This is a genomic window from Pseudofrankia coriaricola, assembly GCF_001854805.1.
In the GTDB taxonomy this organism is placed as follows: domain Bacteria; phylum Actinomycetota; class Actinomycetes; order Frankiales; family Frankiaceae; genus Pseudofrankia.
Window position 1 is genome coordinate 18,724 of sequence record NZ_MBLO01000053.1, and the last position, 20,862, is coordinate 39,585.

A 20,862-nucleotide genomic window follows, 5' to 3' on the forward strand; every position below is an offset into this window, starting at 1 on the left:
TGGACCCGACGGCCGAGCTAAACGTTGTCTGACGTGGCACCAGCGACCAGCCGCGGCAGGAATCGGAGCGGTCGCGCCATCAGAAGGAGAGAGTGCGTTGGAGCTGGCGGGCAAGGTCGTGATAGTCACTGGCGGCGCCGGGAATCTCGGGTCGGTGTGCGCGCGCCGCCTTGCGGAGGCGGGTGCTGCCGTCGTCGTCTCCGATCTTCCGGAGGCCGATGTCGAGAGCGTCGTCGACGGGATAGTGAAAGCGGGGGGAACGGCTGTCGGCCACGGCGGCGACGTCAGCGAGGAGGACGACATCGTCGCCATGGTCGGGACCAGTGTGCGCGAATATGGCCGCCTGGACGCACTCGTGAACGTCGCCGGCGCCATCGGTCTCGTCCGGCTGGATCGCGATCTCACCGAGATGCCCGTGGAGACCTGGGACGCGATCATGGCCGTCAACGCGCGCGGCCCGATGCTTGGCTGCAAGCACGCGATCCCGGCGATGCTGGCAACCGGCGGCGGCTCGATCATCAACTTCACGTCGCCCGCCGCCTTTCGCGGCGACGATCGGCTCTTCGCGTACTCCGCCTCCAAGGCGGCGGTCATCGGGCTGACCCTCACGGTGGCGACCGCCTACGGCAAACAGGGAATCCGGTGTAACGCGATCGCGCCCGGCTGCGTCTGGTCCGAGCGCTACCGGGAGCACATCCCGGCCGACATGCTCGACCTCATGGAGCGTGTCGCACTCACGCCGCGCCTCGGGCTGCCCGACGATATCGCCCACATGACGGTCTATCTGGCGTCGGACAAGGCCGGCTACGTGACCGGCCAGACGCTGGTCGTCGACGGGGGCCTCGGCTCCCACCAGCCATGGGTCGGCGCGCGGTAGGGGCTGCGTCCACATGGCGACTCTGATCACGGGCGGGACGGGCTTCCTCGGTTCCTACCTCACCAGACACATCGTTCAGGCACAGCCTTCGGAGCGCGTCGTCGTCCTCGACAACCGCGTCGATCGAGGACGGATCGCCGATGTCCTCGACCGGGTGAACGTGATCGAGGGCGACGTCACCGACCTGAACACCGTGCGCACCGCGATCGAGAGCTACGACGTAAGCCACGTTGCGCACTTCGCGTTCGTTCTCGGCGGCCCCGCTCCCGGCAAGGCGGTGCCATGGGTCGCCGTCCAGAGCCTCGGCATGGCGAACGTGCTGGAAGCCGCCCGCGCCGCCGGCGTGAAACGGGTCCTCTTCGGCAGCTCCGTAGCGGCCTACGGCAGGCCGAACGTGGACATCCTCACGGAGGACCTCGTCCCGGAGCCGGCCGACATCTACGGCGACTCGAAGGTCTGGGGAGAATCGCTCGCGCGGCACTTCACACGGTTCCTCGGTCTCGACACGGTCGTCCTCCGGTTCGGATCCACCTACGGACTCGGGCGAGCATGGCGGGGGTCGTACGACTCCGGCCTCATGACACCGCCACCCGACGTGCACTACATGGCACGCGTCGAGGACGCGGCCCGGGGCAAACCGATCGTGCTCCCCCACGAGGACGCCATGGCCGACTGGCTCTACGCGGCAGACGCGGCACGGGCGACCTGGCTCGCGCTCACCGCGGAACACCCGCCGCACCACCTGTACAACGTCGGTTCCGAACGCCGATCGGTCGGCGACTTCGCCCGCGCTCTACGGAAAGTCCTGCCCGATGTACCGATCACGTTGTCCGCGACCGAGATGCCCGGACACGCGCACCTCGCGATGAGCACTCGGCGGCTCAGGGAGGACCTCGGATTCGCGCCGGCGTACACCCTCGAAGACGGCCTGCGCGACTACATCGACCGCATCCGCGCATACGACCAGTTCAACCACGCACAGACAGTTCAGATCACCCGGGGAGCGAGCCGATGAGGCCAGCTCCAGAATCATGTCCAGCGGCGAACCGCGCGTCGCCCACCGACGGCTCGGCGAACGGAATGCCCGAAACATCCCGATTCGACCCTGCTGACGGCCAAGGACCGTGGCCGGGGCCGCACGGACCTGCGGTTCGGCGACCTCAGGGGACTCGGCTGTGATACCGAGAGCTCCTTCGTGGCTCGTCAATGCAGTCGTCGGCCGACGCTGGCCGGGCCGAACGGCCCATGACTCCTGGCTCGGCATGCTGCTCGGGACCGGGCCCTCGTAAGCCTCGGCGAACTCGTCACGATCAGCGCCCAGCTGGCCAACGCGAATCGCCGCCGCGGATGACTGCGCCTGCCCGCGACGTCACCGACGGTGCGTCCGGCGCCGTAGTGGCGTCCACCGCCGCTTGGCCTGCCGCCCTGATCGTGGGTCTACGCGAGTCCGTGTGCCGCGACCCAGAACGACCCCGGTGTATACGAGAGCTGGCTAGTGTTGTATACACCGGGGTCAGCAGGAAGAACCAGCCGCATCCAGGACGACGCACCGTCCGGCCGTACTCGCCATCTTCGGCACGGGACGACGCCGCGTCGGCATGCGGCCCTCCCCGCGCGATGGACGCTCACCCAGCCGGGCAGGCGCCGTCACGATGACGCCAAAGGAGCCGTGGCATGACGTCGCCAACCAGCAAGCGATTACTGAGAGCGGCAGCGCTCGCGGTCAGCACCAGCAGCTTGGCCGCATCCCTCGCCGCCTGCGGCGGACAGGGAGACACCAGCGCCGGCGGGGCGTGCTCGACGACGGTGCCCGGCGTCACGCCCACCGAGGTCAAGGCCGGCATGGTCTGGAGTGACACCGGCCCGGTGGCGCCCGCATTGCGCGCCTTCCGGGCCGGCGTGGACGCCCGTCTCCACGTCCTCAACGAGCAGGAAGGCGGCGTCTACGGGCGCAAGGTCACCTATGCCTGGCGGGACGACCAAGCCGACCCGACGCTCAACATGAGCATGGTCCAGGAACTCCTGGACCAGGAGAAAGTGTTCGGGCTCATCTACGCGCCCGGCGGCGGCAAGGGCTCTGCCGAGCTCCTACAGGAGCGCAACATCCCGGTCACGGGCGTCGCCAGCGACAGGGTCTGGCTGGGGATGAACAACATGTTCTCGTGGTTCTACCTCGGGGATGGCTCCAGCACCACCTGGGGCGAGTACGTCCACGAGCAGGGCGGGACCCGTGCGGCCGTCTTCGCCCTCGACGGGAACGCCACCAACGGGGACTTCACCCAGCAGGTCGTCGCGAGTCTGAAAGCCAGCAACGTCAAGATCGTCAAAACGTTCTACACCAGCCAGATCACAAACTTCCAGGCCGTCGCGCAACAGATCAAGGAAAACAACATCGACGCCCTCACGGGCGTGCTAATACCGGACGCGGTCGCGCAGTTGCTCCCCGAACTCACCAAGCTTGGCGTAACCCTAGGCGGTACCCTCAAGGTCGTTCTGCTGCCCCTGGGCTACGACAACAGCAGCCTCGCCAAGTACGGCCCCGCGCTCGCCGGCGCGTCGATCTTCACCGGCATCCAGCCTTTCGAGCTCGATACCGCCGGGCAGCGGAAGTTCAAGCAGGCGATGAGCGACTACGCCCCCGAGATCCAGCCGGCAACCCAGGACATGGCGGTGAACGGATGGATCTCGGCCGACCTGTTCATCCGCGGCCTGCAGGCCGCCGGACAATGCCCGACCAGAGAGTCCTTCATCACCGACCTACGCGCCGTCAAGAACTACAACGGCGCCGGCATGACCCCCGACACCCACATCGACCTGTCCACCAACTACCGCCAGACCTCCACCTGCTACTACATCGTCAAGGTCAGCCCGGACGGATCGAGGTTCCAGCCGACCAGCACCGCGGCCACCTGCGGAGACGTCATCACCCCGCAGCAGATGGCCGCCCTCAACCAACAGTCTTAACCGGAGGCTTGCATGCCGATGATCGTCTGGGTGGGGCGGAAGCGGATGCTGCCTCGCACGATCTCGGTGCGGTGGCGGGTGAGGTCGGGCAGTTGGCGGATCGGCTCGGGCGGGACGAAAACTGGACCGCACTAGGCCGTGCTCGACCAGTCGACAGATCTACTCCGCAGCCATCACGTTGGTCTTGCGGACCAGCGCCGTCTTCATATGAGGAGCACTGAGCGGCCAGAAGATCGGCTTCCGGTAGGAACCCGGTCGCCTCCATCCCGACCACCCGCCGGGCTGCGGCGGGCCGGGGCAGATGTTCCGGCGGGAGTGCCCGAGCCGCAGATATGGACGCGGTACGACTTCCATGAGGGCCTCGGATGGCGGTTGCCGACGATACCGTTGGACCTCGGAGTGGCCCTCACACAAAGTAGACGTGCTCGACGGCAATGCAGACGAGCCAGGCGCGCTCGTCTGCGTTCCCGAGCCAGGCCGGGAACAATACCAGCTCGGCCAGCCTCACACGGTACTCTTCAGAGACGGTGGCAAGCAGGGGCGTCTCAACGACTCCAGGCGCGATGATCACCACCCGGATCCCATGCCAGGCCAGGTCACCCGTCGTGGGAAGCGTCGGGCCAAAGACACCGCCTCACCAGCGACGAGTTCGCGAACACGGCGTGGAACATGCGCGGTCACGTCACGGCGTCGACGAACCTTCCCTGGCCCGTCAACAGCCGGTGGTCCTCGATCCTCGCCATCCGTTCCCCGACGAACCCCATAGGTCGGCCTCCTCTCTGCGCCTGGCCAGACGGACCTGCCGCCGAACTCGTCGAAACGCATGTCATACGCGCCGCCAGCGACCGTGGCGTGGGTCGCGTCGATGTCGACCGCCGCAGGGCGTCGCCGTCAGGGGACGGCGCCAGGTCGCCGATGCGAGACGGCGCTGGTCACCGGCCGGGCGAACCGCTCGCCCTGCCTTTCTCGTCGCCAACGTCCGCTGAGCCGCCGGGTCCCGGGCAGCTCAGCGGACGTGACCTCACCAGCGCACCTGTGAGTTCAGGGGGACGAGACGTGTGCTGGAGCACCGGGAGTGAAAGAAATCGGCACGGACAGCGGCGCGCGGTTGAAGGTCGAGTGGAAGTCGATATCTGTTCCCGTCCGTAGCCTGATGTCGTGGAGCCGTCGGACGATCTCGTCCAGAGCGATGCGCAGGTTCATACGGGCAAGGTTGGAGCCGGCGCAGCGGTGTGGCCCGGCGCCGAAGGCGATGTGGCGGTTTCGCGCGCGGTCGAGGTCGAAGTCGTCAGGGTCGTCGAATTCGGCCTCGTCGCGGTTGGCCGAGGCCCAGTAGAGCAGGACCCGTTCGCCCGCCTTGATCTGGTGGCCGGCCAGCTCAGTGTCGTGCCTGGCGGTGCGGGCGATGCAGATGAACGAGCCGTCGAGGCGCAGCAGCTCCTCGACGGCTGTCGGGATCAGCTCTGGCCGGGCGCGGAGCAATGCCGGGATCTCGGGATGCTTGCAGAACCGGAGCATCGCCATCCCGAGCACGCCGGCCGTTGTCTCGAGACCGCCGAGGATCAGCAGTTGGATGGTCCCGATGGCCTCCTCCTCGGTGATCGGCCGCCCCTCGATCTCGGCGTTGATCACGGCGTCCACCACGTCGCCGCGGGCCGGCTGCCCGCGCCGCCGGGCGATGAACCTGCCGATCCAGGCGGACAGTTTGCCCAGGCACTCCCTCGACTCCGGCAGGTGGGGCAGCGACGCCATGGTCGCGTAGTGGTTGACCTCCTCGAGGTCCTCGGTGGGCGCGTGCAGCGCCAGGTCGAAGAACGCCAGCCCCGGAAGCGGCCGGGCGAACTCCGTCATGAAGTCACACTCGCCGGCGGCGATGAAGCCGTCGATGAGCCCGTTCACCAGCTCACGGGTCCGCTGCTCCCACTCGCTGACCACCGAGGGCCGGAAATAGGGGTTGATCACGCGGCGGAACGTGCGCTGCAGCGGCGGGTCGATCCCGACCGGGAGGCTCTTCATCGGCGCGGCGACGTGCGGCACGGTGATGCCGAGCTCCGAGCTGAACGTCTGCCAGTCCTGGGCGATGCGCAGCACATCCTCGTACTGGGTGGCGACCCAGAAACCACCATACTGGTCGCTGTGCGCGACCGGGCACAGCGACCGGGCCCGGGCAAGCGTGGGGTGTAACTCACGGGCGAGCGCCGGGGACAGGTGGTCGAAATGCCGCTCCACCCACTCGTCGTCAATCGGGCCGGGATCCGATGTCGTTGTGTCCATGTCACCTCGCGTTCGTCGAACGTGTTGCCGTCGGGGATGACTACTGGCCCGCGAGCCTGCGTTGCTGGAAGACGTACCGAGCGACGTTCGCGGCGAGGTTCCAGCCGGAGGTGCCGCCGTAGAGGCCCGCCTGGACGAGCGCCTCCTGCACCTCGTCCTGCGTGATCCCGAGGTTCAGCGCGTTGTTCACGTGGAACTGCAGCTGGTCGTTCTCGTGCATCACCTGGAGGATCGCCATGGTGAGGAAGCTCCTCGTCCGCAGCTCCAGTCCGGGCCGTCCCCACACCTCGCCGTAGCCGTAGTGGCCGCCGATCCACGCGAGCTCCTGGCTGATGGCCGTGGTGTCGGTCCGCATCCCCACCGCCCCCGGCAATGCCTCGAGCGGGGGCGCATCAGGCGTCAGTCCAAGGCGGCCGGCGCCTACCGCGGCCATCATTCGCCCGGCGGCGGCCTTGCGGTCGTCGTGGTCCATCGGGGCCTTCAGCTCGACGGTGACACCGTCGCCGGGCGAAAGGATGCCGCGGGCGACGAACACCTCGTTGGCGACACCGACCCCCTGCTCCCATGCGGAGATGCCGCCGTAGACGCTGACCTGGATCAACGCCTCGTGGACCTCCTCGGGCGTCATCCCGACGTTCAGGGCGCTGTTGATCTGGCGGTACAGCTGGTCCTCGTGGCCCATGGCGGCCACGGCGGCGATGCTGATAAAGCACCGCGTCCGCAGGTCCAGCCCGGGACGGCCCCAGATCTCGCCGTACTCGTACAGCTTGACGGCGGCGTAGACCTCGGACTCGATCGGTAACGCCGACCCGCGCCGCGGTTCACGCCCGAGCCGCGGCGGCAACGGCGCGGCATCCTGCCCCGTGCCCATCATGTCGAGGCCGAGCTGCTCTCGGACCCGTTCGTATGCCATCTCCCGCTCTGCCTGAGTCATCATGTGAGCGTTCCCTCCTCGGCGAGAACCGTGCGTGAATTCGTCTTTCCGGCCGCCGGTCCGGGCCTCGACGATGGGTCTTCGCGCCATCGTCTTTCTCGTTTCCGATCACCCGGACGCGGCTGTGTCAGGCGAGCCTTGCTGTCCAGCCGCCATCGACAGGGATCACGACGCCAGTTACGAACGAGGCTCGATCGGAGGCGAGGAAGGCCGCGACCTCGGCGAGTTCCTCCGGTCTGCCGGCCCGGTTGAGGGCGGCTTTCGGGCCCATCTCGGCCAGGAGACGTTCGGGCATGATGTCGGTGAAGGTGAAGCCGGGCGCGATGGCGTTTGCGCGGATGCCTCGCGGGCCGTACTCGACGGCGACGGACTTGGTCAGCGCGTGGACACCGGACTTGGCGGCGGCGTACATGAAAGACGTCCGGTTCTGGACGTTGATCGCGGAGACCGAGGAGACGTTGACGAACGCCCCGCCGCCGCCCGCGAGCATCAGGGGAAGCGCGTGCTGCATGACCGACAGGACGCCACGCAGGTTCACCGCGGTCATCCTGTCGAACTCGTCGACGCTCAGCACGTCCGGGTGCCGGGTGCCGTGCGTGCCGGCCACGTTGATCACGGCATCGACCCGGCCGAACTCCTTGAGCGTGGCAGCGAACAGCGCGGCCACGTCGGTGTCGTTCGATACGTCGCAGTGGACGGGAAGCACGGCCTGGCCGACCTCGGCCGCGGTGTCCTTTTCGGCGCCGCTGATGTCGGCGGCCACCATCCTGGCGCCCTCGCGCACGAAGACCTTCGCTGAGGCCTTCCCGATCCCCGACCCCGCGCCGGTGATCACGGCTACCTTGCCGTCGAGGATGCCCATGGCTAGCCCTCACCTCCGGTCAGGCCGAGCATCTCGCGGGCCTCGGCCGCGGTGGCGACCTCCCGGCCCATGCTGCGAGCCAGCTCGACCACGCGGGCGACGAGCTCGGCATTGGTGGGGTAGCCGAGCTCCTTGAATGGGTGATCGGCGACGCCGATGGCGACGTGGCCGCCGGCCTCGATCGCGCCCGCGAGCGCCGGGAACGGGTTGCCGCCGATCACGCTCGTGAGCCACTGCCAGTCCGCCTGCTTCGGGAAGAAGTCAAGCAGCGCGTGTAGACCTCTGATCGTCGCCGGGTGCCCGAAGCTGACGAACCTGTCGCCGAACAGCGTGACCTCGCAGAACAGCGGATCCTTATAGAGCCCCATCTCGAGGAACGCCTCGGAGAGCCGCACTCCGGAAACGTCCCAGATCATCGACACCGGCCGCACCCCGATGGCGGCCGTCGTCTCGCAGAGGTACGTGAGCATCTGCGTCGTGTTCAGGTAGACCCGGTCAACACTGTTGAACGCCTTGCGCTCCGAGTCGTACCAGTCGAGGTTCGTCGTCAGCATGTCGACCGGGATGCAGTCGGGCCGTGTTGCCGGGTCCTTCGCCATCTCGACGATGTGTGCCAGCCGCTCCTGCGCGGTCGGCAGCATGCTCGCGCCCAGCGTCGGGAAGGTGATGAGATCGCTCTCCCGCCTGATCCGGCGCACCACGTCCGCGTAGAGCTCCACGTCCGAGGACGGCGCACCGGTCTCGGGGTCCCGGGCGTGGTAATGCACCACCGACGCGCCCTGTCGCCAGCAGTCGACCGCCTGGCCCGCGATCTCCTCCGGGCTGTAGGGGACATGTGGGCTGTTCTGTCTCATCGCCCCCTCGTTGACCCGGACCTCGATAATGAGCTTCTGCTTTGCCATGTGCACCTCGAGTTCGCGGTACTACAGTGCGATTTCAGCCGGCGGACGGCCGGCCAGCCTTGGCTCAGGAACGGCGAATGCGAGGTGCTCACCCACAGCAGCTCGACCCCCAGCCTGCTCATCGTCCGGTTCAGAGAAGCCAACGGATTCAGCAGAGGACCCCGACGTCGCCGACGTCACCGGGCCAGTTTCAGAGCGGGCCCGTTGGAGGGATGGGCACCGTCTGGGTGGGTCGTACGCCTTTCTTGCGTACGACGGCGTCGCCGGTCGCCCGCGCCCGGCAGGCCAGCCGGATTCTGGTGAGGTCACGGCGCTGCGCGCCGGGCAGCCGGGTCTCGAGCGCGTCCCGCTCCTCGTCGTCAGGCGGCACCAGGTGCTCGGCGCCGCTGAGCACCTCGACGTGGCAGACCGTGCAGGTCGCCTGGCCGTGGCAGGTCGTGGGCCAGTGGTAGCCGAGCCGCCAGGCGGCTTCGATGATCGTCTCGTCCGGTTCGAGTTCGAGCTCGGCGTCGACGGGGTCGACGTGGACCACCGGCCCCCGCCGTCCGGCCTGCTCCACCGTCATGAGGCCACCCGCGGGGCAGGCATCGGGCGCGGCGGAGGAGCAGGAGGGACGGGTTTGGGGGGCCAGCCGGTCACGTGGCGACGGTTTGTTCGGCGGCGACGCGCGCGGCGTGCTTCATCCCGATGTAGGAGAACACGAAGCTCGCGCCGATGCTCGCACCCGCGCCGGGGTAGCTGCGGCCCATCACTGACGCGGTGCAGTTGCCCGCGGCGTACAGGCCGGGGATGGGCTGGCCGTTGGTGTCGAGCACGCGGGCGTACTCGTCGGACAGGAGGCCGCCGCTGGTGCCGACGTCGCCGGGGTAGAGCTCGACGGCGTAGAACGGCGGCTTGGCGACCGGGCCAAGCGACGCGTTCGGCTTGTTGCCATAGTCGCCCTGGTAACGCTCGTGCCCGCCCTCACCGCGGTGGAAGTCCGGGTCGGTGCCCTGCACGGCGAAGCTGTTGAACCGCGCCACCGTCTCGACCAGCCCGGCGGGGTCGATGCCGCAGGCCCTGGCGAGCTCCTCCAGAGTGTCGGCCTTCTTCATGTAGCCGCTGGTGAGCCACTCGTCGGGAGTGTTGGTCCTGAACGCGAACAGGTAGCGGGCGCGGTGGCGGGAGTCGATGACGAGCCAGCTCGGGATGGAGCCGCCGTCGGTGTTGTGCGCGTACATCGCCCGGCCGGCAGCCATGTAGGAGTCGGCCTCGTTGAAGTACCGCTTGCCGGCCTTGTCGACGACAATCGAGCCGGGTTCGCTCCGCTCGCTGTTGTGCATGCTCGGCCGGCCGTTCGGCTGCACCGAGGCCGGCAGCCACCAGGCCTCGTCCATGAGGTCGACGGCGGCGCCCAGCTTCATGGCGACCTCGATCGCCTCGCCGGTGTCGCCCGGGTTCGCGATGGTCCAGGACCCGTCGTTGGGCTGCTTTCCGTACCGCTTGCGCATCTCCGGGTTGCGGGCGAACCCGCCCGAGGCCAGCAGCACGGCGTGGCGGGCGCGGATCCGCACCGTCTCGCCGTCGCGGGTGGCGACGACACCGACGACCCGGCCATCCTCGACGATCAGGTCGACCAGCGGGGTACCGGTCCAGACCGTCACGCCTGCGTCGAGGACCGCCTTGAGGGTCTGGGCGACCAGCGCCCCGCCGTTGGCGAGCCGCTTCTGGCGCCGCACCCTGCCGGCGGCCGTGCGGGCCCCGACGCGGACCGCCGCGGCCATCGACCTCGGCCGCCGCTTGACGGCCTGCAGGATGGAGGCCTCGCGGGTCTTCACCACGATCCCGAGCGCGATCGTCATGCCCGGCATGAGCTTGGCGAACCAGTCCCCGAGCGTCCTGCCATCGGTGACCACGGGCTCGATGGACCGCCCACGCGCCTTTCCGCCGCGGATGCCGGGCTGGCCCTCGTGATAGTCGCTGTAACCCTCGCAGCGCTCGAACCGCAGCCCTCGCTCCTGCAGGAAGCGGACCATGTTCGAGCCCTCGGTGAGATAGGCCAGCCGGCGCTGCGGCGAGGACGCCGGGCCGACGTCTCCGACCACGGCGTCGAAGTACTCGAGGGCCTCCTCCAGGGAGTCCTGAACGCCTTCGGCCTGCATGAGCGGGTTGTTCGGCAGCCACAGGATGCCGCCCGACATGGCGGTCGCACCCCCGATCATCGGCAGTTTCTCGATGACCAGGGTTTCCAAGCCGCTGGTCGCCGCGGTGAGCGCGCCGCACAGGCCGCCGCCCGACCCCACCACGACGACGTCGGTGGTGTACTCCGATTCCGACACGGTCGCCCCCTCTGATAAGCGGTCTTGTGTCATTGGGATGCCTTCAGCCGGCGAGGTACCGGTCGAGCTCGGCGTGCATGTTGCTGATGATCTGCTCCATCTCGGTGGCGAGCCGGTGCTGCTCGTAGCTGCGCGAGTGGAGGCCGCGTTGCATGCGCTCGATGTTGGAGAAGTCCTGGCGCGGGATCAGGCCCCAGTTCTCGTGGTCGTCGGGGGCGAACCGCCCCTTCAGCTTCGCCCGACCAGGCTCGTCGCCTTCGGGATACATGGTCAGCGACCACACCTCGAAGCGGCACCACTCGGGGTCGTCGTTGTGGGGGCGGATCCGATAGGACAGGGCGTTACCGAACTGGGGAAGCACCATGAAGTTCGGGAACAGGAACACCTCACCGCCCCACAGCCGCATGCCCTCCGGCGTCGGGTGGAACGGAATCCCGGCACCCTGCGCGTAGTCGGACAACGCCTTGATCGCCGCGGTGGGGAAGTCCTCGCTGGGCGGGACCCGGTTGCGCATGCCCCGGAAGACGTGCAGGTCGCGCTCGAGCGTCATCGCGTCCTGGCCTTCCCACAAGGTCCGGGACCGGTCGAGGAACGCCTGCGCGGGGCGGCCCTGGGAGACCCCACCCGCGGACGGGTCGAACCGGCCCTGGAACCGGCCGTGGCCGTTCTCGAACGCGGTGTACTCGGTGTTCGCGTACGGGTAGTCCTCGCCGAGGCCGGAGGTGAGCTGCGGATGGGTGGCCATCACGTGGTAGCCCTCGTGGAACGCCTCCTGAGCGGTCTTCCAGTTCGCGTTGAGGATGGTCTCCTTCCACCACCACACCCGCATGTTCTCGACGCCGACCGTGTCCAGCACGTCCGCCGCCGGCGCGAGGGCCTCCCGCAACGGGCGGGCGTCCGGGTCCAGGTTGATCCAGGCACAGGCGCCCCAGGTGTCGACCTGGCACTCCCGAAGGCGGATGTCGTCCGGCCGCAGGCACTCGGGCGCGAATCCGTCGGCGCCGTACACGAAGGAGCTGGTGCCGTCGAGGTTCCAGCGCCAGCCGTGGAACGGGCACACGATCTGCCCCCCGGGCAGCCGCCCGGAACCCTTGCACAGCTGGGTCGCCCGATGACGGCACGCGTTGTGGAACGCCTTCACCGACCCGTCCGGCTGGCGCACTACCAGGACCGACTGGTCACAGATCTCGTACTCGACGAAGTCCCCCGGGCGAGGAATCTCCTCCAGCCGGCAGGCCATCTGCCAGACCCGCGGCCAGAGATGCTCCTTTTCGAGCTCGAAGAACTCCCGGTCGTAGTAACGCTCCTTCGGCACGCGCAACCGGTCACGCATCCCGAACGGCACAGGACGAGCAGCGGCCTTTCGGCGCTCGTCGGTGACGGACATCGGCATCAGCCTTCTTCCATGCGGTCTTCGCGTCGGTTCCGGACGGCGTCAGTCCGCTGTGCGGATCACTCCGATCACGGCCCCGATGTCGTAGACCGTCTCGATCTCGCCGCTCCAGTGGACGGTGCCGGACGCGCCGGCGGCGATCTCGGACTCGACCTTGTCCGTCGCGACCAGGAAGAGCGGATCACCTTCGCTGACCTGCGCTCCTTCCTCCACGAGCAGGTCGAGGAGCTCCGCCTCCGAGATGGCGACGGACATCCGCGGAATACGGATCTCGAATTCAGCCATGAGCCCCTGCCCTGACAGTTGCCGGCGCCAGCGTGCGCTGGACGGCCGCGATGACACGGTCTGCGCTCGGGTACACCTGTGATTCGAGCGCCGACGGCCCTGGATTCGGGACGAACCGGGCACCCAGCCGCTCTACCGGTGCCTCCAGCACGCCGAAAAGCTCGCTGTGCAGAATGGAAGCGATCTCCGCTCCGGGCCCAGCGAACCGCACCGCGTCGTGTACGACGACGGCCCGCCTCGTGCGGCGCACGGACTCGACGATCGCCTCCACGTCAAGCGGGACCAGGGTGCGCAGGTCGAGTACCTCGGCGCTGATTCCCTCCTGCTCGAGGGTCGCGGCCGCGCCAAGCGCGTCGAGCACCGCGCGGCCGTAGCTGATCAGTGTGACGTCGGTACCCGGTCGCTTCACGTCAGCCTGGCCGAGCGGGATCGCGAAGGCGGGGTCGGTCGGGACCAGCCCGCGCTGCCCCCGCAGCCGGATCGTCTCCACGAAGATGCACGGGTCGTCGTCGAAGATCGCCGACGTGAGCAGGCCCTTGCCGTCGCGTGGTGTCGAGGGAACGATCACCTTCAGTCCGGGGACGTGCATGAACCAGGCTTCCAGCGACTGGGAGTGGGTCGCGCCGGTGCCCAGGCCGCCGTAGACCTGCACCCTGACCGTGATGGGCGCGGTTGTCCGGCCCCCGGTCATGAATCGCAGCTTCGCCGCGTGATTGACGATCTGGTCGGCGGCGATACCGATAAAGTCCATGATCATGATTTCGGCGACCGGGCGGAACCCCTCCATCGCCGCGCCAATCGCGGCGCCCACGATCGCCGCCTCGGAGATCGGCGTGTCCAGCACCCGGTCGACGCCGTACTTGGTGGAAAGCTTGGCGGTCGGCCCGGAGGCGCCTGGATCGGCGATGTCCTCGCCCAGGAGAAAGACGCGCTCGTCATGAGCCAGCGCCTGATCCAACGCCAGGTTCAGCGCCTGGGTCATTGTCATTCGTTGTTCGTCCACGTCCGCCTCTACACGGAACAGGTACCGGTACACGGAGCAGGTGCCGGTACGCCGAGCAGGTGGGTACACAAAGCAGGTAGGGGCCGCGTCGGCCCTATGCTGGGCAGTTGCGCGGGTCGGCGTACACGTCGCGGTCCAGCTCGTCGAGCGCCGTCGCCGGCGCCGCCAGCACCGTCGCGAGCGCCTCCTCCACAGCCGCGGCCGACGCCCGCTCGATCTCGTCGAGATCGAGCTCGCCAAAGTTCCCGGCCTCCAGCAGACGGGCCCGGAAGCGCGGGACAGGATCGGCCGCCGAAGCGGCGGCCAGTTGCCCTTCGGGCATGTAGGCCATGGGGTCGCCGAAGTAGTGGCCGCGCAGCCGGAACGTCACGCACTCCAGCAGCGTCGGGCCGCCGCCGCTCCTGGCCCGCTCGACCGCGTCCGTCAGCGCCACGACGAGAGCTATGGGGTCGTTGCCGTCGACGCGGACGCCGGGCATCCCGTACCCGGCCGCCCGGTCGGCGACGTGGGCAATCTTCATGGTGTGCTCGGTCGGCGTCATCTCGCCGTACTGGTTGTTCTGACACACCAGCACCACCGGCAGGTCCCACAACGCGGCCATGTTCGCCGCCTCGTGGAACGAGCCGGTGTTCGTGGCCCCGTCGCCGAAACTCGCGACGGTCACCCGGTCGAGACCCAAGCGCCGGGCGGCCATGGCCAGCCCGACCGCGACCGGCGGCCCCGATCCCACGATCCCGGTCGAGAGCATGACGCCGGACTCCGGGCGAGCGATGTGCATCGTCCCGCCCTTGCCCCGGGCGGCCCCCACCTGCCGGCCCAGCATCTCGCCATAGATCTCCACCAGCGGCACGCCCTTGCCGATGAGGTCGTGCAGCCCCCGGTAAGTCGTGACCAGCCGGTCGTCCTCACGAAGGCACACACCCGCCGCCGCGGCGATCGCCTCCTGTCCGCGCGACGGCCAGTACACGCAGACCAACTCGCCCGACGCGATCCCCTTGCTTAACCGATCGTCAGCCGCCTTCATCAGCGTCATCAGCTCGTAGAGCCGGCGCTGGACCTCGGGTGACACATCGACGGTCAGGTCCGTCGTCACATCTGATCCTTCCTTTCCGAATCCGAATCGGCCACAAGGGCGGCTCAGCTGGGGCCGTAGGGCCGGTCGCCCGCGAGGACGACGCGCTGCATCACCCGGGTGCTGCCGTAGTCGGGCACCGCGTAGTGCTGGACGGCGCGGTTGTCCCACATCGCCACATCGTTCGGCGCCCACCGGTGCCGCATGGTGAAGTCCGGCGACTTCACGTGCTCGAACAGCAGCGCGAGCAGGTGGGCGCTCTCGGCCGGCGTCAGCTCGACGATGCGGGTGGTCCACCCCTCGCTGACGAACAGGGCCTTACGCCCGGTCTCGGGATGCACCCGGATCACCGGATGAACGTGCTCCAGGCCGTGAGACGACGCGGAGTGGTTGGCATGCTCCGTGCCGGACTGGCCCATACGCTCGATCACCGGGAACACCGAATGCACCGCGGTCAGGCCGTCGAGCATGCCCCGCAGCGGCGCTGAGAGGGCGTCGTAGGCCGCGTACATACTGCCCCAGCAGGTGTCCCCACCGACCGGCGGCAGGCTGACCGCCCGCAGCGCCGTCAGGCTCGGCGGCTCGGTGACGTACGTCGTGTCCGAGTGCCACACCGACGTCGCCCGCCGGGCACCCAGGAGATCGTTCTCACTCACCACCTCGGATTTGCCGCCGGAGGAGAACGGCTCCGGGATCGGCGTGCCGAAGTTCGTCACGAACGCGTGCATCTGGTCCCGGGTCAGCTCCTGGCCGTGAAAAAAGATCACACCGTGCTCGAGGAGCGCCTGGCGCAGCGCACGCACAACGTCAGGGCCGAGCGGCTCACGGAGATCGACTCCGCCGATGACCGCACCGACCGCCGATGTCACTGGCTGTATGTCAAGCGCCGTTGTTGTTGGCATTTCGTCTGCCTCCCTGGCCTTGGAGATGTGCCGACCCGCGCCATCGCCCAAGCGGTGACGCACCGCCGCGCGGGCGGCGGGGTCACCCGCGCGCCGGCCAGAGCCGCCGTCTCGAGCACCTGAGCGGGGTCGTCGTCGGGCTGTCGGGCGGAGCGGGTCAGCGTGAACAGGTGGCCGAGTTTCAACTACCGATGTATACAACCATAGGGCGGTGCATACAACCACCGCGCCGCCTGTTGTATACAAGTCATGCGCAGAAGTCGCTGCTGGGGCGACATCGAGGACCGGGAGGATGACTCGTGCCGGATCAGCTCAGCTACGACCTGTTAGCGGGCGTCAAGGTGGTGGAGGTGGCGGCGTGGCTGTTCGCGCCGACGTGCGGCGCGGTCCTCGGGGACTGGGGCGCCGACGTCATCAAGATCGAGCCGACGACCGGCGGCGGTGACCCTTACCGCGGGTTCTTCCGCACCAGCGCGGTGAGCCCGACCATCGAACTCGCCAACCGAGGTAAGCGCAGCGTGGCCCTCGACCTGTCCACCACCGCGGGCCACGAGGCGCTGCTACGCCTCGTCGCGGACGCGGACGTGTTCGTCACCAGCCTGCAGCCCAGCTCGCGCTTCCGGCTTCGCATCGAGGCCGACGACATCCGCGCGGCCAACCCCTCGATCATCTATATCCGGGCCAGCGGCTACGGGACCCGCGGCCCGGACGCCGAGACCCCCGGCTTCGACGCGGCGGCCGCATGGGCACGCACCGGCATCGCCCAGTTCCTCACGGCCCCGGACGCGCCGGCTCCGACTGGACCGCCCGGCGGCATCGGCGACTGCGTCGGCGGGCTCTCGGGCGCGGGCGCGGTCGCCGCCGCGCTGTTCAAGCGGGAACGCACGGGCACGCCCTCGGAGATCGACGTCTCGCTGCTCGCCGGCGGGCTGTGGATGAACGCCACCATCCTGATGATGGAGGCGAACGCCGGGCCGGAGGGCTCGCTGATGCGCGGCCAGGACCGCCGGGCGCCGCGCAACCCGCTGTCGAACCCCTACCGCTGCAAGGACGGCCGCTGGCTGCACCTCGTCGTCATCCAGCCAGACCCGTACTGGCGAAGCTTCTGCGAGCACATCGGCCGGCCCGAGCTGATCGACGACCCACGCTTCGTGGACTTCCACGCCCGCATGGCCAACAACGTCGAGCTCGTCGATCTTCTCGACGAGGTGTTCGCGGTACGCACCCTCGACGAGTGGCGCGACGCGCTGGCCACGTTCGACGGGGTGTGGGACGCGCTGCAGACCCCGGCCGAGGTCGTGCGCGACCCGCAGGTCCTCGCCAACGGATACCTCCTGCCGGGCGAGGAGCCCGGCCCGCCGCTGTCGACCATCGCCTCGCCGGCACAGTTCGACGGCCACGCGCTCACCGCGTTGCGGCGGGCACCCGAGCACGGACAGCACACCGAGGAGGTTCTCTTGGAGTACGGCTACTCGTGGGACGACCTCGCGGCCCTCAAAGACCAAGGCGCCATCATCTGAGAGGAGTTCCCGTCGTGGAACACAGGACCCCAACGTCGGACAGCCTCGTTCTCGAACCCGCGGTCCGCAAGGACGACCTGATTCTCGTCAGCGTCGACGACCACGTCATCGAGCCGGCCGACATGTTCAAGGACTTCATCCCCGCCAAGTACGCCGACCGGGCTCCCCGCGTCGTCTCCGACGCCATCAGCGACAAGTGGGTGTTCGGCGAGGGCGAGGCCCGCAACTCCGGGCTCAACGCCGTCGCCGGCCGCCCGCCGGAGGAGTACGGACTGGAACCCCAGCGCTTCGACGAGATGCGCCGGGCCTGCTGGGACGTCCACGAGCGCGTGAAGGACATGAGCGCGAACGGCGTGCTGGCCTCGCTGAACTTCCCGTCGATGGCCCGGTTCTGCGGCCAGTTCTTCGCCACCCGCGCCGACCAGGACCCGGAGCTGGCGTTGGCGGTCGTGCGCGCCTACAACGACTGGCACATCGAGGCCTGGTGCGGGTCCTACCCCGACCGGTTCATCCCCTGCACCATCCCGCCCATCTGGGACACGCAGCTGATGGCCGACGAGATCCGCCGCACCGCGGCCAAAGGCTCCCACTGCGTGTCGTTCTCGATGAACCCGCACGCGCTGGGCTACCCGTCCCTGCACAGCGAGCACTGGGACCCGTTCTGGGCCGCCTGCGCCGAGACCGAGACCGTCGTGACCATGCACATCGGCTCGGGCACCACCGGCATCGTCACCGCGCCCGACGCCCCGATGAACGTCGAGATCACCTGCTCAGCCATCAAGCTCTACCCCACCGCCGCCGACCTCGTCTGGTCGCCGATCTTCCAGAAGTTCCCCACCCTGAAGATCGCGCTGGCCGAGGGCGGCATCGGCTGGATCCCCTACTTCCTCGAGCGCGCCGACTACGTCTACAAGCGCCACAAGGCCTGGACCCGGCCGAACCTCGGCGGCCACCTACCCAGCGAGATCTTCAAGGAGCACCTCATCACGTGCTTCGTCGTCGACGACTTCGGCGCCGCCAACCTCGACAAGCTGAACGAGGACCTGGTGACCTGGGAGTGCGACTACCCCCACTCCGACAGCACCTGGCCCGAATCGCCCGAGGTCATGGAACAGGCCATCCACGGCCTGAGCGCCGACCAGATCAACAAGATCAGCCATCTCAACGCCATGCGGCTGTTCTCGTTCGACCCCTTCGGGATCCGCCCCCGGGAGAACAGCACCGTCGGCGCCCTGCGCGCCGAGGCCGCCGGCCACGACATCTCGATCGTCTCCTACGGCCCGCGGGAGCGCACCCTCACCTCCCTCGCCGACTTCACCGCGAACGCGGCAGTGAAGACGGCCTAAGAGCCCCGGGCGTCCCGCCGGTGGGACGCCGCCCACTCCCCGAAGCCCGAGGTAGTCCCAGATTCCGCGGCCGTCGCCGAACGCTCGCAGCGTTCGGCGACGGCCGCGGCGGCCACTGCTGACGCCGCCCACACGTGAAGGTGCGACAGATATGATCAACCCGAACCTCGACCACGTCGGCATCGTCGTGGCAGACCTCGAGACCGCGATGGAGGCCCTCTCGGGCAACCTCGGCGTGGAGTGGATGGGAGTATTCGATCGAACCCTGGCGATGCACGACGCCGAACACGGCACCCGGGACATCCAGCTTAAGATCGCGGTGACGACGCAGTACCCACGCCTAGAGGTGATCCAGACGATTCCCGACACACCGTGGGCACTCGGCGACGACCGGATGCTGCTGCACCACCTCGCCTACTACGCGGGCGACCTCGGCGAGGACAGCAGCCGGATCGCCGGGCCATGCCCCATCGAGATCGCCGGTGTCGGCGACGGCGGGGAGATCCCCAGGACGTTCACCTACCACGTACACGCCGGGCTGCGGTTCGAGCTGCTGGAACCGCGCCCCGGTGTGACGGTACCCGGACAGTGACCGAGCCGGCACCGACGAACGGGCCGCTGCCCCGGCGCAGCTTGAGCGAGCTTGTCGAGGCGATCCGCGAGCGGATCACCCGCGGCGAACTCGCGCCCGGTGAACGCCTCTGGGAGGAACGGCTCGCCGCCGAGCTCGGCGTGTCGCGCATCCCGATGCGGGAGGCGCTGCGGGCGCTCGCGTCCGAGGGATTCGTCCGATCCGAACGCTACGGCGGCACCTTCGTCGCCGCCCTCGACGCCGACGCCGCCCACGACCTCCTCGACGTACGGGCGGTCCTCGAACCGCTCGCCGCGGCGCAGGCGGCGACACGGCGCACACCCGACCAGCTCGCGGAGCTGCGCAGGCTCCTCGACAACGGCATCTGGGCGAGACGGGACCAGCGGTACGAGGACATGCGCACCCTGAAAGGGCAGTTCTTCGAGCAACTGGCCATCGCGTCCGGGAACAGCACGCTGGTCGCGCTCATGCACGTAGTGCGCTTCAAGATCGAGTGGGCGACCTCGATCGAGCTCATCAAGCGTGCTCCGCGCGAGACACGGACCCTAAGGGCAAACATCCTTCGCGAGATCGTCGATGCCGTCGCCGACGGCGACCCCGCTCGGGCAGCAACGGCAGCGGCGGCCAACGTCGACGCGGCATACGCATCCCAGGGCTGGCGGCGGGTCGTCGACACACGGTTCGAACCCGCCACCAAGTCCGTCTAGCAAGCACGGGCGCCCTATGCGCCGGCCGCTCCGCCACGTCAACAGGACAGAGCGGTACCTCGCGGCGTCGACGCCCGAGCATCCATCCGGTCATGCTGCCCGCGAGCGAGTCACGCTGCTCCGCAGCCCCCGGTTGTGATGCCGTGGGACCGCATCCGTCATCCGATCACGCGGGGTTTGTCGCCGACGGGCTCGTACCGTGATCAGGAACCCTTGATGACACTCACCTACGCACAAGTGAGAATTATTTAGAGAGATCTCGCTCGCTTCCCCGGAGAACCGAGAAGGCCGGGCAGGCTCACCCTACGTTGGTAGCGAGCGTTCGCTCATTGTTCGCGAGCTACCGGCGCACGACCTTCGCCGAGCGCGCCCGCCTGCTGCGCGCCGCGGCGGACCTGCTCGACGCCGAACGCCGCGACATCGCCGTGACGATGACGACCGAGATGGGCAAGACGCTCACCTCCGCCGAGGCCGAGGCCGCCAAGTGCGCCAAGGGCATGCGCTTCTACGCCGAGCACGCCGAGGCGTTCCTCGCCGACGAGCCACTCGACGACCCGTCCGCCATCGGCGCCAGCCGGGCATACGCCCGCTACCAGCCGATCGGCGTCGTGCTCGCCGTGATGCCATGGAACTTCCCGCTGTGGCAGGTCACCCGGTTCGCCGCACCCGCGCTCATGGCCGGCAACGTCGGCCTGCTCAAGCACGCCTCCAACGTGCCGCAGTGCGCCCTCTACCTGGAGGACCTGTTCACCAGAGCCGGCTTCCCGCCCGGCGCCTTCCAGACCCTGCTGATCGGCGCCCGCCAGGTCGAGGGAGTGCTACGCGACCCCCGGGTCGCCGGGGCCGCGGTCACCGGGAGCGAGCCCGCCGGCCAGTCGGTCGCGTCCATCTGCGGCGACGAGATCAAGAAG

General features: G+C 68.7%; 21 protein-coding genes. 9 read left to right on the top strand and 12 right to left on the bottom strand.

Annotation, left to right across the window (positions count from 1 at the left end):
* Positions 1-97 precede the first annotated feature (97 nt).
* The 3 genes from BCD48_RS10355 to BCD48_RS10365 all read left to right on the top strand — a co-directional run bounded on the left by BCD48_RS10355 (position 98) and on the right by BCD48_RS10365 (position 3,841).
* A complete protein-coding gene (locus tag BCD48_RS10355) occupies positions 98-877 on the top strand; it encodes an SDR family NAD(P)-dependent oxidoreductase (protein WP_071048133.1) in 780 nt (259 codons plus the stop codon).
* 13 nt (positions 878-890) lie between these two features.
* Entirely contained in the window at positions 891-1,892 is a 1,002-nt protein-coding gene (locus tag BCD48_RS10360) for an NAD-dependent epimerase/dehydratase family protein (RefSeq protein ID WP_071048134.1), read from the top strand.
* A gap of 659 nt (positions 1,893-2,551) precedes the next feature.
* The gene (locus BCD48_RS10365; RefSeq protein WP_071048135.1) at positions 2,552-3,841 is read left to right on the top strand and encodes an ABC transporter substrate-binding protein; all 1,290 of its coding nucleotides are present in this window, start codon (positions 2,552-2,554) and stop codon (positions 3,839-3,841) included.
* Between the two features lie 406 nt (positions 3,842-4,247).
* Here BCD48_RS10365 and BCD48_RS56485 read toward each other — a convergent pair whose 3' ends face one another.
* The 12 genes from BCD48_RS56485 to BCD48_RS10420 form a co-directional block, all read right to left on the bottom strand.
* Entirely contained in the window at positions 4,248-4,415 is a 168-nt protein-coding gene (locus BCD48_RS56485; RefSeq protein WP_157910467.1) for a hypothetical protein, read from the bottom strand.
* A gap of 467 nt (positions 4,416-4,882) precedes the next feature.
* Positions 4,883-6,115 carry a cytochrome P450 gene (locus tag BCD48_RS10370; protein WP_071048136.1) on the bottom strand — a complete coding sequence of 411 codons (1,233 nt, stop codon included), beginning with the start codon at positions 6,113-6,115 and terminating at the stop codon, positions 4,883-4,885.
* Positions 6,116-6,155: 40 nt separating this feature from the next.
* Positions 6,156-7,052, bottom strand: coding sequence for a carboxymuconolactone decarboxylase family protein (locus tag BCD48_RS10375; protein WP_071048137.1), 897 nt, complete (start codon positions 7,050-7,052; stop codon positions 6,156-6,158).
* Positions 7,053-7,176: 124 nt separating this feature from the next.
* A complete protein-coding gene (locus tag BCD48_RS10380) occupies positions 7,177-7,911 on the bottom strand; it encodes an SDR family NAD(P)-dependent oxidoreductase (RefSeq protein WP_071048138.1) in 735 nt (244 codons plus the stop codon).
* A 2-nt stretch (positions 7,912-7,913) separates the two neighbouring features.
* Positions 7,914-8,813 carry a beta-keto acid cleavage family enzyme gene (locus BCD48_RS10385; RefSeq protein WP_071048139.1) on the bottom strand — a complete coding sequence of 300 codons (900 nt, stop codon included), beginning with the start codon at positions 8,811-8,813 and terminating at the stop codon, positions 7,914-7,916.
* A 190-nt stretch (positions 8,814-9,003) separates the two neighbouring features.
* On the bottom strand, positions 9,004-9,378 hold the full coding sequence (locus BCD48_RS10390) for a 2Fe-2S iron-sulfur cluster-binding protein (RefSeq protein ID WP_083418437.1): 375 nt from the start codon (positions 9,376-9,378) through the stop codon (positions 9,004-9,006).
* Positions 9,379-9,448: 70 nt separating this feature from the next.
* Positions 9,449-11,131 (bottom strand): FAD-dependent oxidoreductase, encoded by a 1,683-nt coding sequence (locus BCD48_RS10395; RefSeq protein ID WP_071048140.1) that lies wholly within the window; start codon positions 11,129-11,131, stop codon positions 9,449-9,451.
* A 43-nt stretch (positions 11,132-11,174) separates the two neighbouring features.
* Complete coding sequence (locus BCD48_RS10400) at positions 11,175-12,518, bottom strand: aromatic ring-hydroxylating oxygenase subunit alpha (protein WP_071048151.1); 1,344 nt, start codon at positions 12,516-12,518, stop codon at positions 11,175-11,177.
* 48 nt (positions 12,519-12,566) lie between these two features.
* Positions 12,567-12,809, bottom strand: a complete 243-nt coding sequence (locus tag BCD48_RS10405) for a lipoyl domain-containing protein (RefSeq protein ID WP_071048141.1) — start codon at positions 12,807-12,809, stop codon at positions 12,567-12,569.
* Positions 12,802-13,797, bottom strand: coding sequence for an alpha-ketoacid dehydrogenase subunit beta (locus BCD48_RS10410; RefSeq protein ID WP_198543194.1), 996 nt, complete (start codon positions 13,795-13,797; stop codon positions 12,802-12,804). The genes BCD48_RS10405 and BCD48_RS10410 overlap by 8 nt, the downstream gene beginning before the upstream one ends.
* 109 nt (positions 13,798-13,906) lie before the next feature.
* Complete coding sequence (locus BCD48_RS10415; RefSeq protein WP_071048142.1) at positions 13,907-14,905, bottom strand: thiamine pyrophosphate-dependent dehydrogenase E1 component subunit alpha; 999 nt, start codon at positions 14,903-14,905, stop codon at positions 13,907-13,909.
* A 44-nt stretch (positions 14,906-14,949) separates the two neighbouring features.
* Positions 14,950-15,753, bottom strand: coding sequence for a TauD/TfdA dioxygenase family protein (locus BCD48_RS10420; RefSeq protein WP_241841640.1), 804 nt, complete (start codon positions 15,751-15,753; stop codon positions 14,950-14,952).
* Between BCD48_RS10420 and BCD48_RS53365 the strand changes: the two genes are divergently transcribed.
* The 6 genes from BCD48_RS53365 to BCD48_RS10445 all read left to right on the top strand — a co-directional run.
* Positions 15,655-15,909, top strand: coding sequence for a hypothetical protein (locus BCD48_RS53365; protein WP_241841641.1), 255 nt, complete (start codon positions 15,655-15,657; stop codon positions 15,907-15,909). The genes BCD48_RS10420 and BCD48_RS53365 overlap by 99 nt on opposite strands.
* Before the next feature lie 176 nt (positions 15,910-16,085).
* Positions 16,086-17,306 carry a CaiB/BaiF CoA transferase family protein gene (locus BCD48_RS10425; protein ID WP_071048144.1) on the top strand — a complete coding sequence of 407 codons (1,221 nt, stop codon included), beginning with the start codon at positions 16,086-16,088 and terminating at the stop codon, positions 17,304-17,306.
* Positions 17,307-17,428: 122 nt separating this feature from the next.
* Positions 17,429-18,652, top strand: a complete 1,224-nt coding sequence (locus tag BCD48_RS10430; protein WP_071048153.1) for an amidohydrolase family protein — start codon at positions 17,429-17,431, stop codon at positions 18,650-18,652.
* 151 nt (positions 18,653-18,803) lie between these two features.
* Positions 18,804-19,244 carry a VOC family protein gene (locus BCD48_RS10435; RefSeq protein WP_071048145.1) on the top strand — a complete coding sequence of 147 codons (441 nt, stop codon included), beginning with the start codon at positions 18,804-18,806 and terminating at the stop codon, positions 19,242-19,244.
* Positions 19,241-19,951, top strand: a complete 711-nt coding sequence (locus tag BCD48_RS10440; RefSeq protein ID WP_071048146.1) for a GntR family transcriptional regulator — start codon at positions 19,241-19,243, stop codon at positions 19,949-19,951. Before BCD48_RS10435 ends, BCD48_RS10440 begins: the two co-directional genes overlap by 4 nt.
* Positions 19,952-20,259: 308 nt before the next feature.
* Positions 20,260-20,862: aldehyde dehydrogenase family protein (locus BCD48_RS10445; protein WP_274536510.1), on the top strand; the 603-nt coding region annotated here is incomplete at its 3' end.

Coding starts and splice junctions, on each gene's coding strand:
- BCD48_RS10370 (WP_071048136.1), bottom strand. CDS start 6,115: ATGGACACAACGACATCGGATCCCGGCCCGATTGACGACGAGTGGGTG.
- BCD48_RS10410 (WP_198543194.1), bottom strand. CDS start 13,797: ATGACAATGACCCAGGCGCTGAACCTGGCGTTGGATCAGGCGCTGGCT.
- BCD48_RS10365 (WP_071048135.1), top strand. CDS start 2,552: ATGACGTCGCCAACCAGCAAGCGATTACTGAGAGCGGCAGCGCTCGCG.
- BCD48_RS10385 (WP_071048139.1), bottom strand. CDS start 8,813: ATGGCAAAGCAGAAGCTCATTATCGAGGTCCGGGTCAACGAGGGGGCG.
- BCD48_RS10430 (WP_071048153.1), top strand. CDS start 17,429: ATGTTCAAGGACTTCATCCCCGCCAAGTACGCCGACCGGGCTCCCCGC.
- BCD48_RS10405 (WP_071048141.1), bottom strand. CDS start 12,809: ATGGCTGAATTCGAGATCCGTATTCCGCGGATGTCCGTCGCCATCTCG.
- BCD48_RS10390 (WP_083418437.1), bottom strand. CDS start 9,378: ATGACGGTGGAGCAGGCCGGACGGCGGGGGCCGGTGGTCCACGTCGAC.
- BCD48_RS10375 (WP_071048137.1), bottom strand. CDS start 7,052: ATGATGACTCAGGCAGAGCGGGAGATGGCATACGAACGGGTCCGAGAG.
- BCD48_RS10400 (WP_071048151.1), bottom strand. CDS start 12,518: ATGTCCGTCACCGACGAGCGCCGAAAGGCCGCTGCTCGTCCTGTGCCG.
- BCD48_RS10380 (WP_071048138.1), bottom strand. CDS start 7,911: ATGGGCATCCTCGACGGCAAGGTAGCCGTGATCACCGGCGCGGGGTCG.
- BCD48_RS10435 (WP_071048145.1), top strand. CDS start 18,804: ATGATCAACCCGAACCTCGACCACGTCGGCATCGTCGTGGCAGACCTC.
- BCD48_RS10360 (WP_071048134.1), top strand. CDS start 891: ATGGCGACTCTGATCACGGGCGGGACGGGCTTCCTCGGTTCCTACCTC.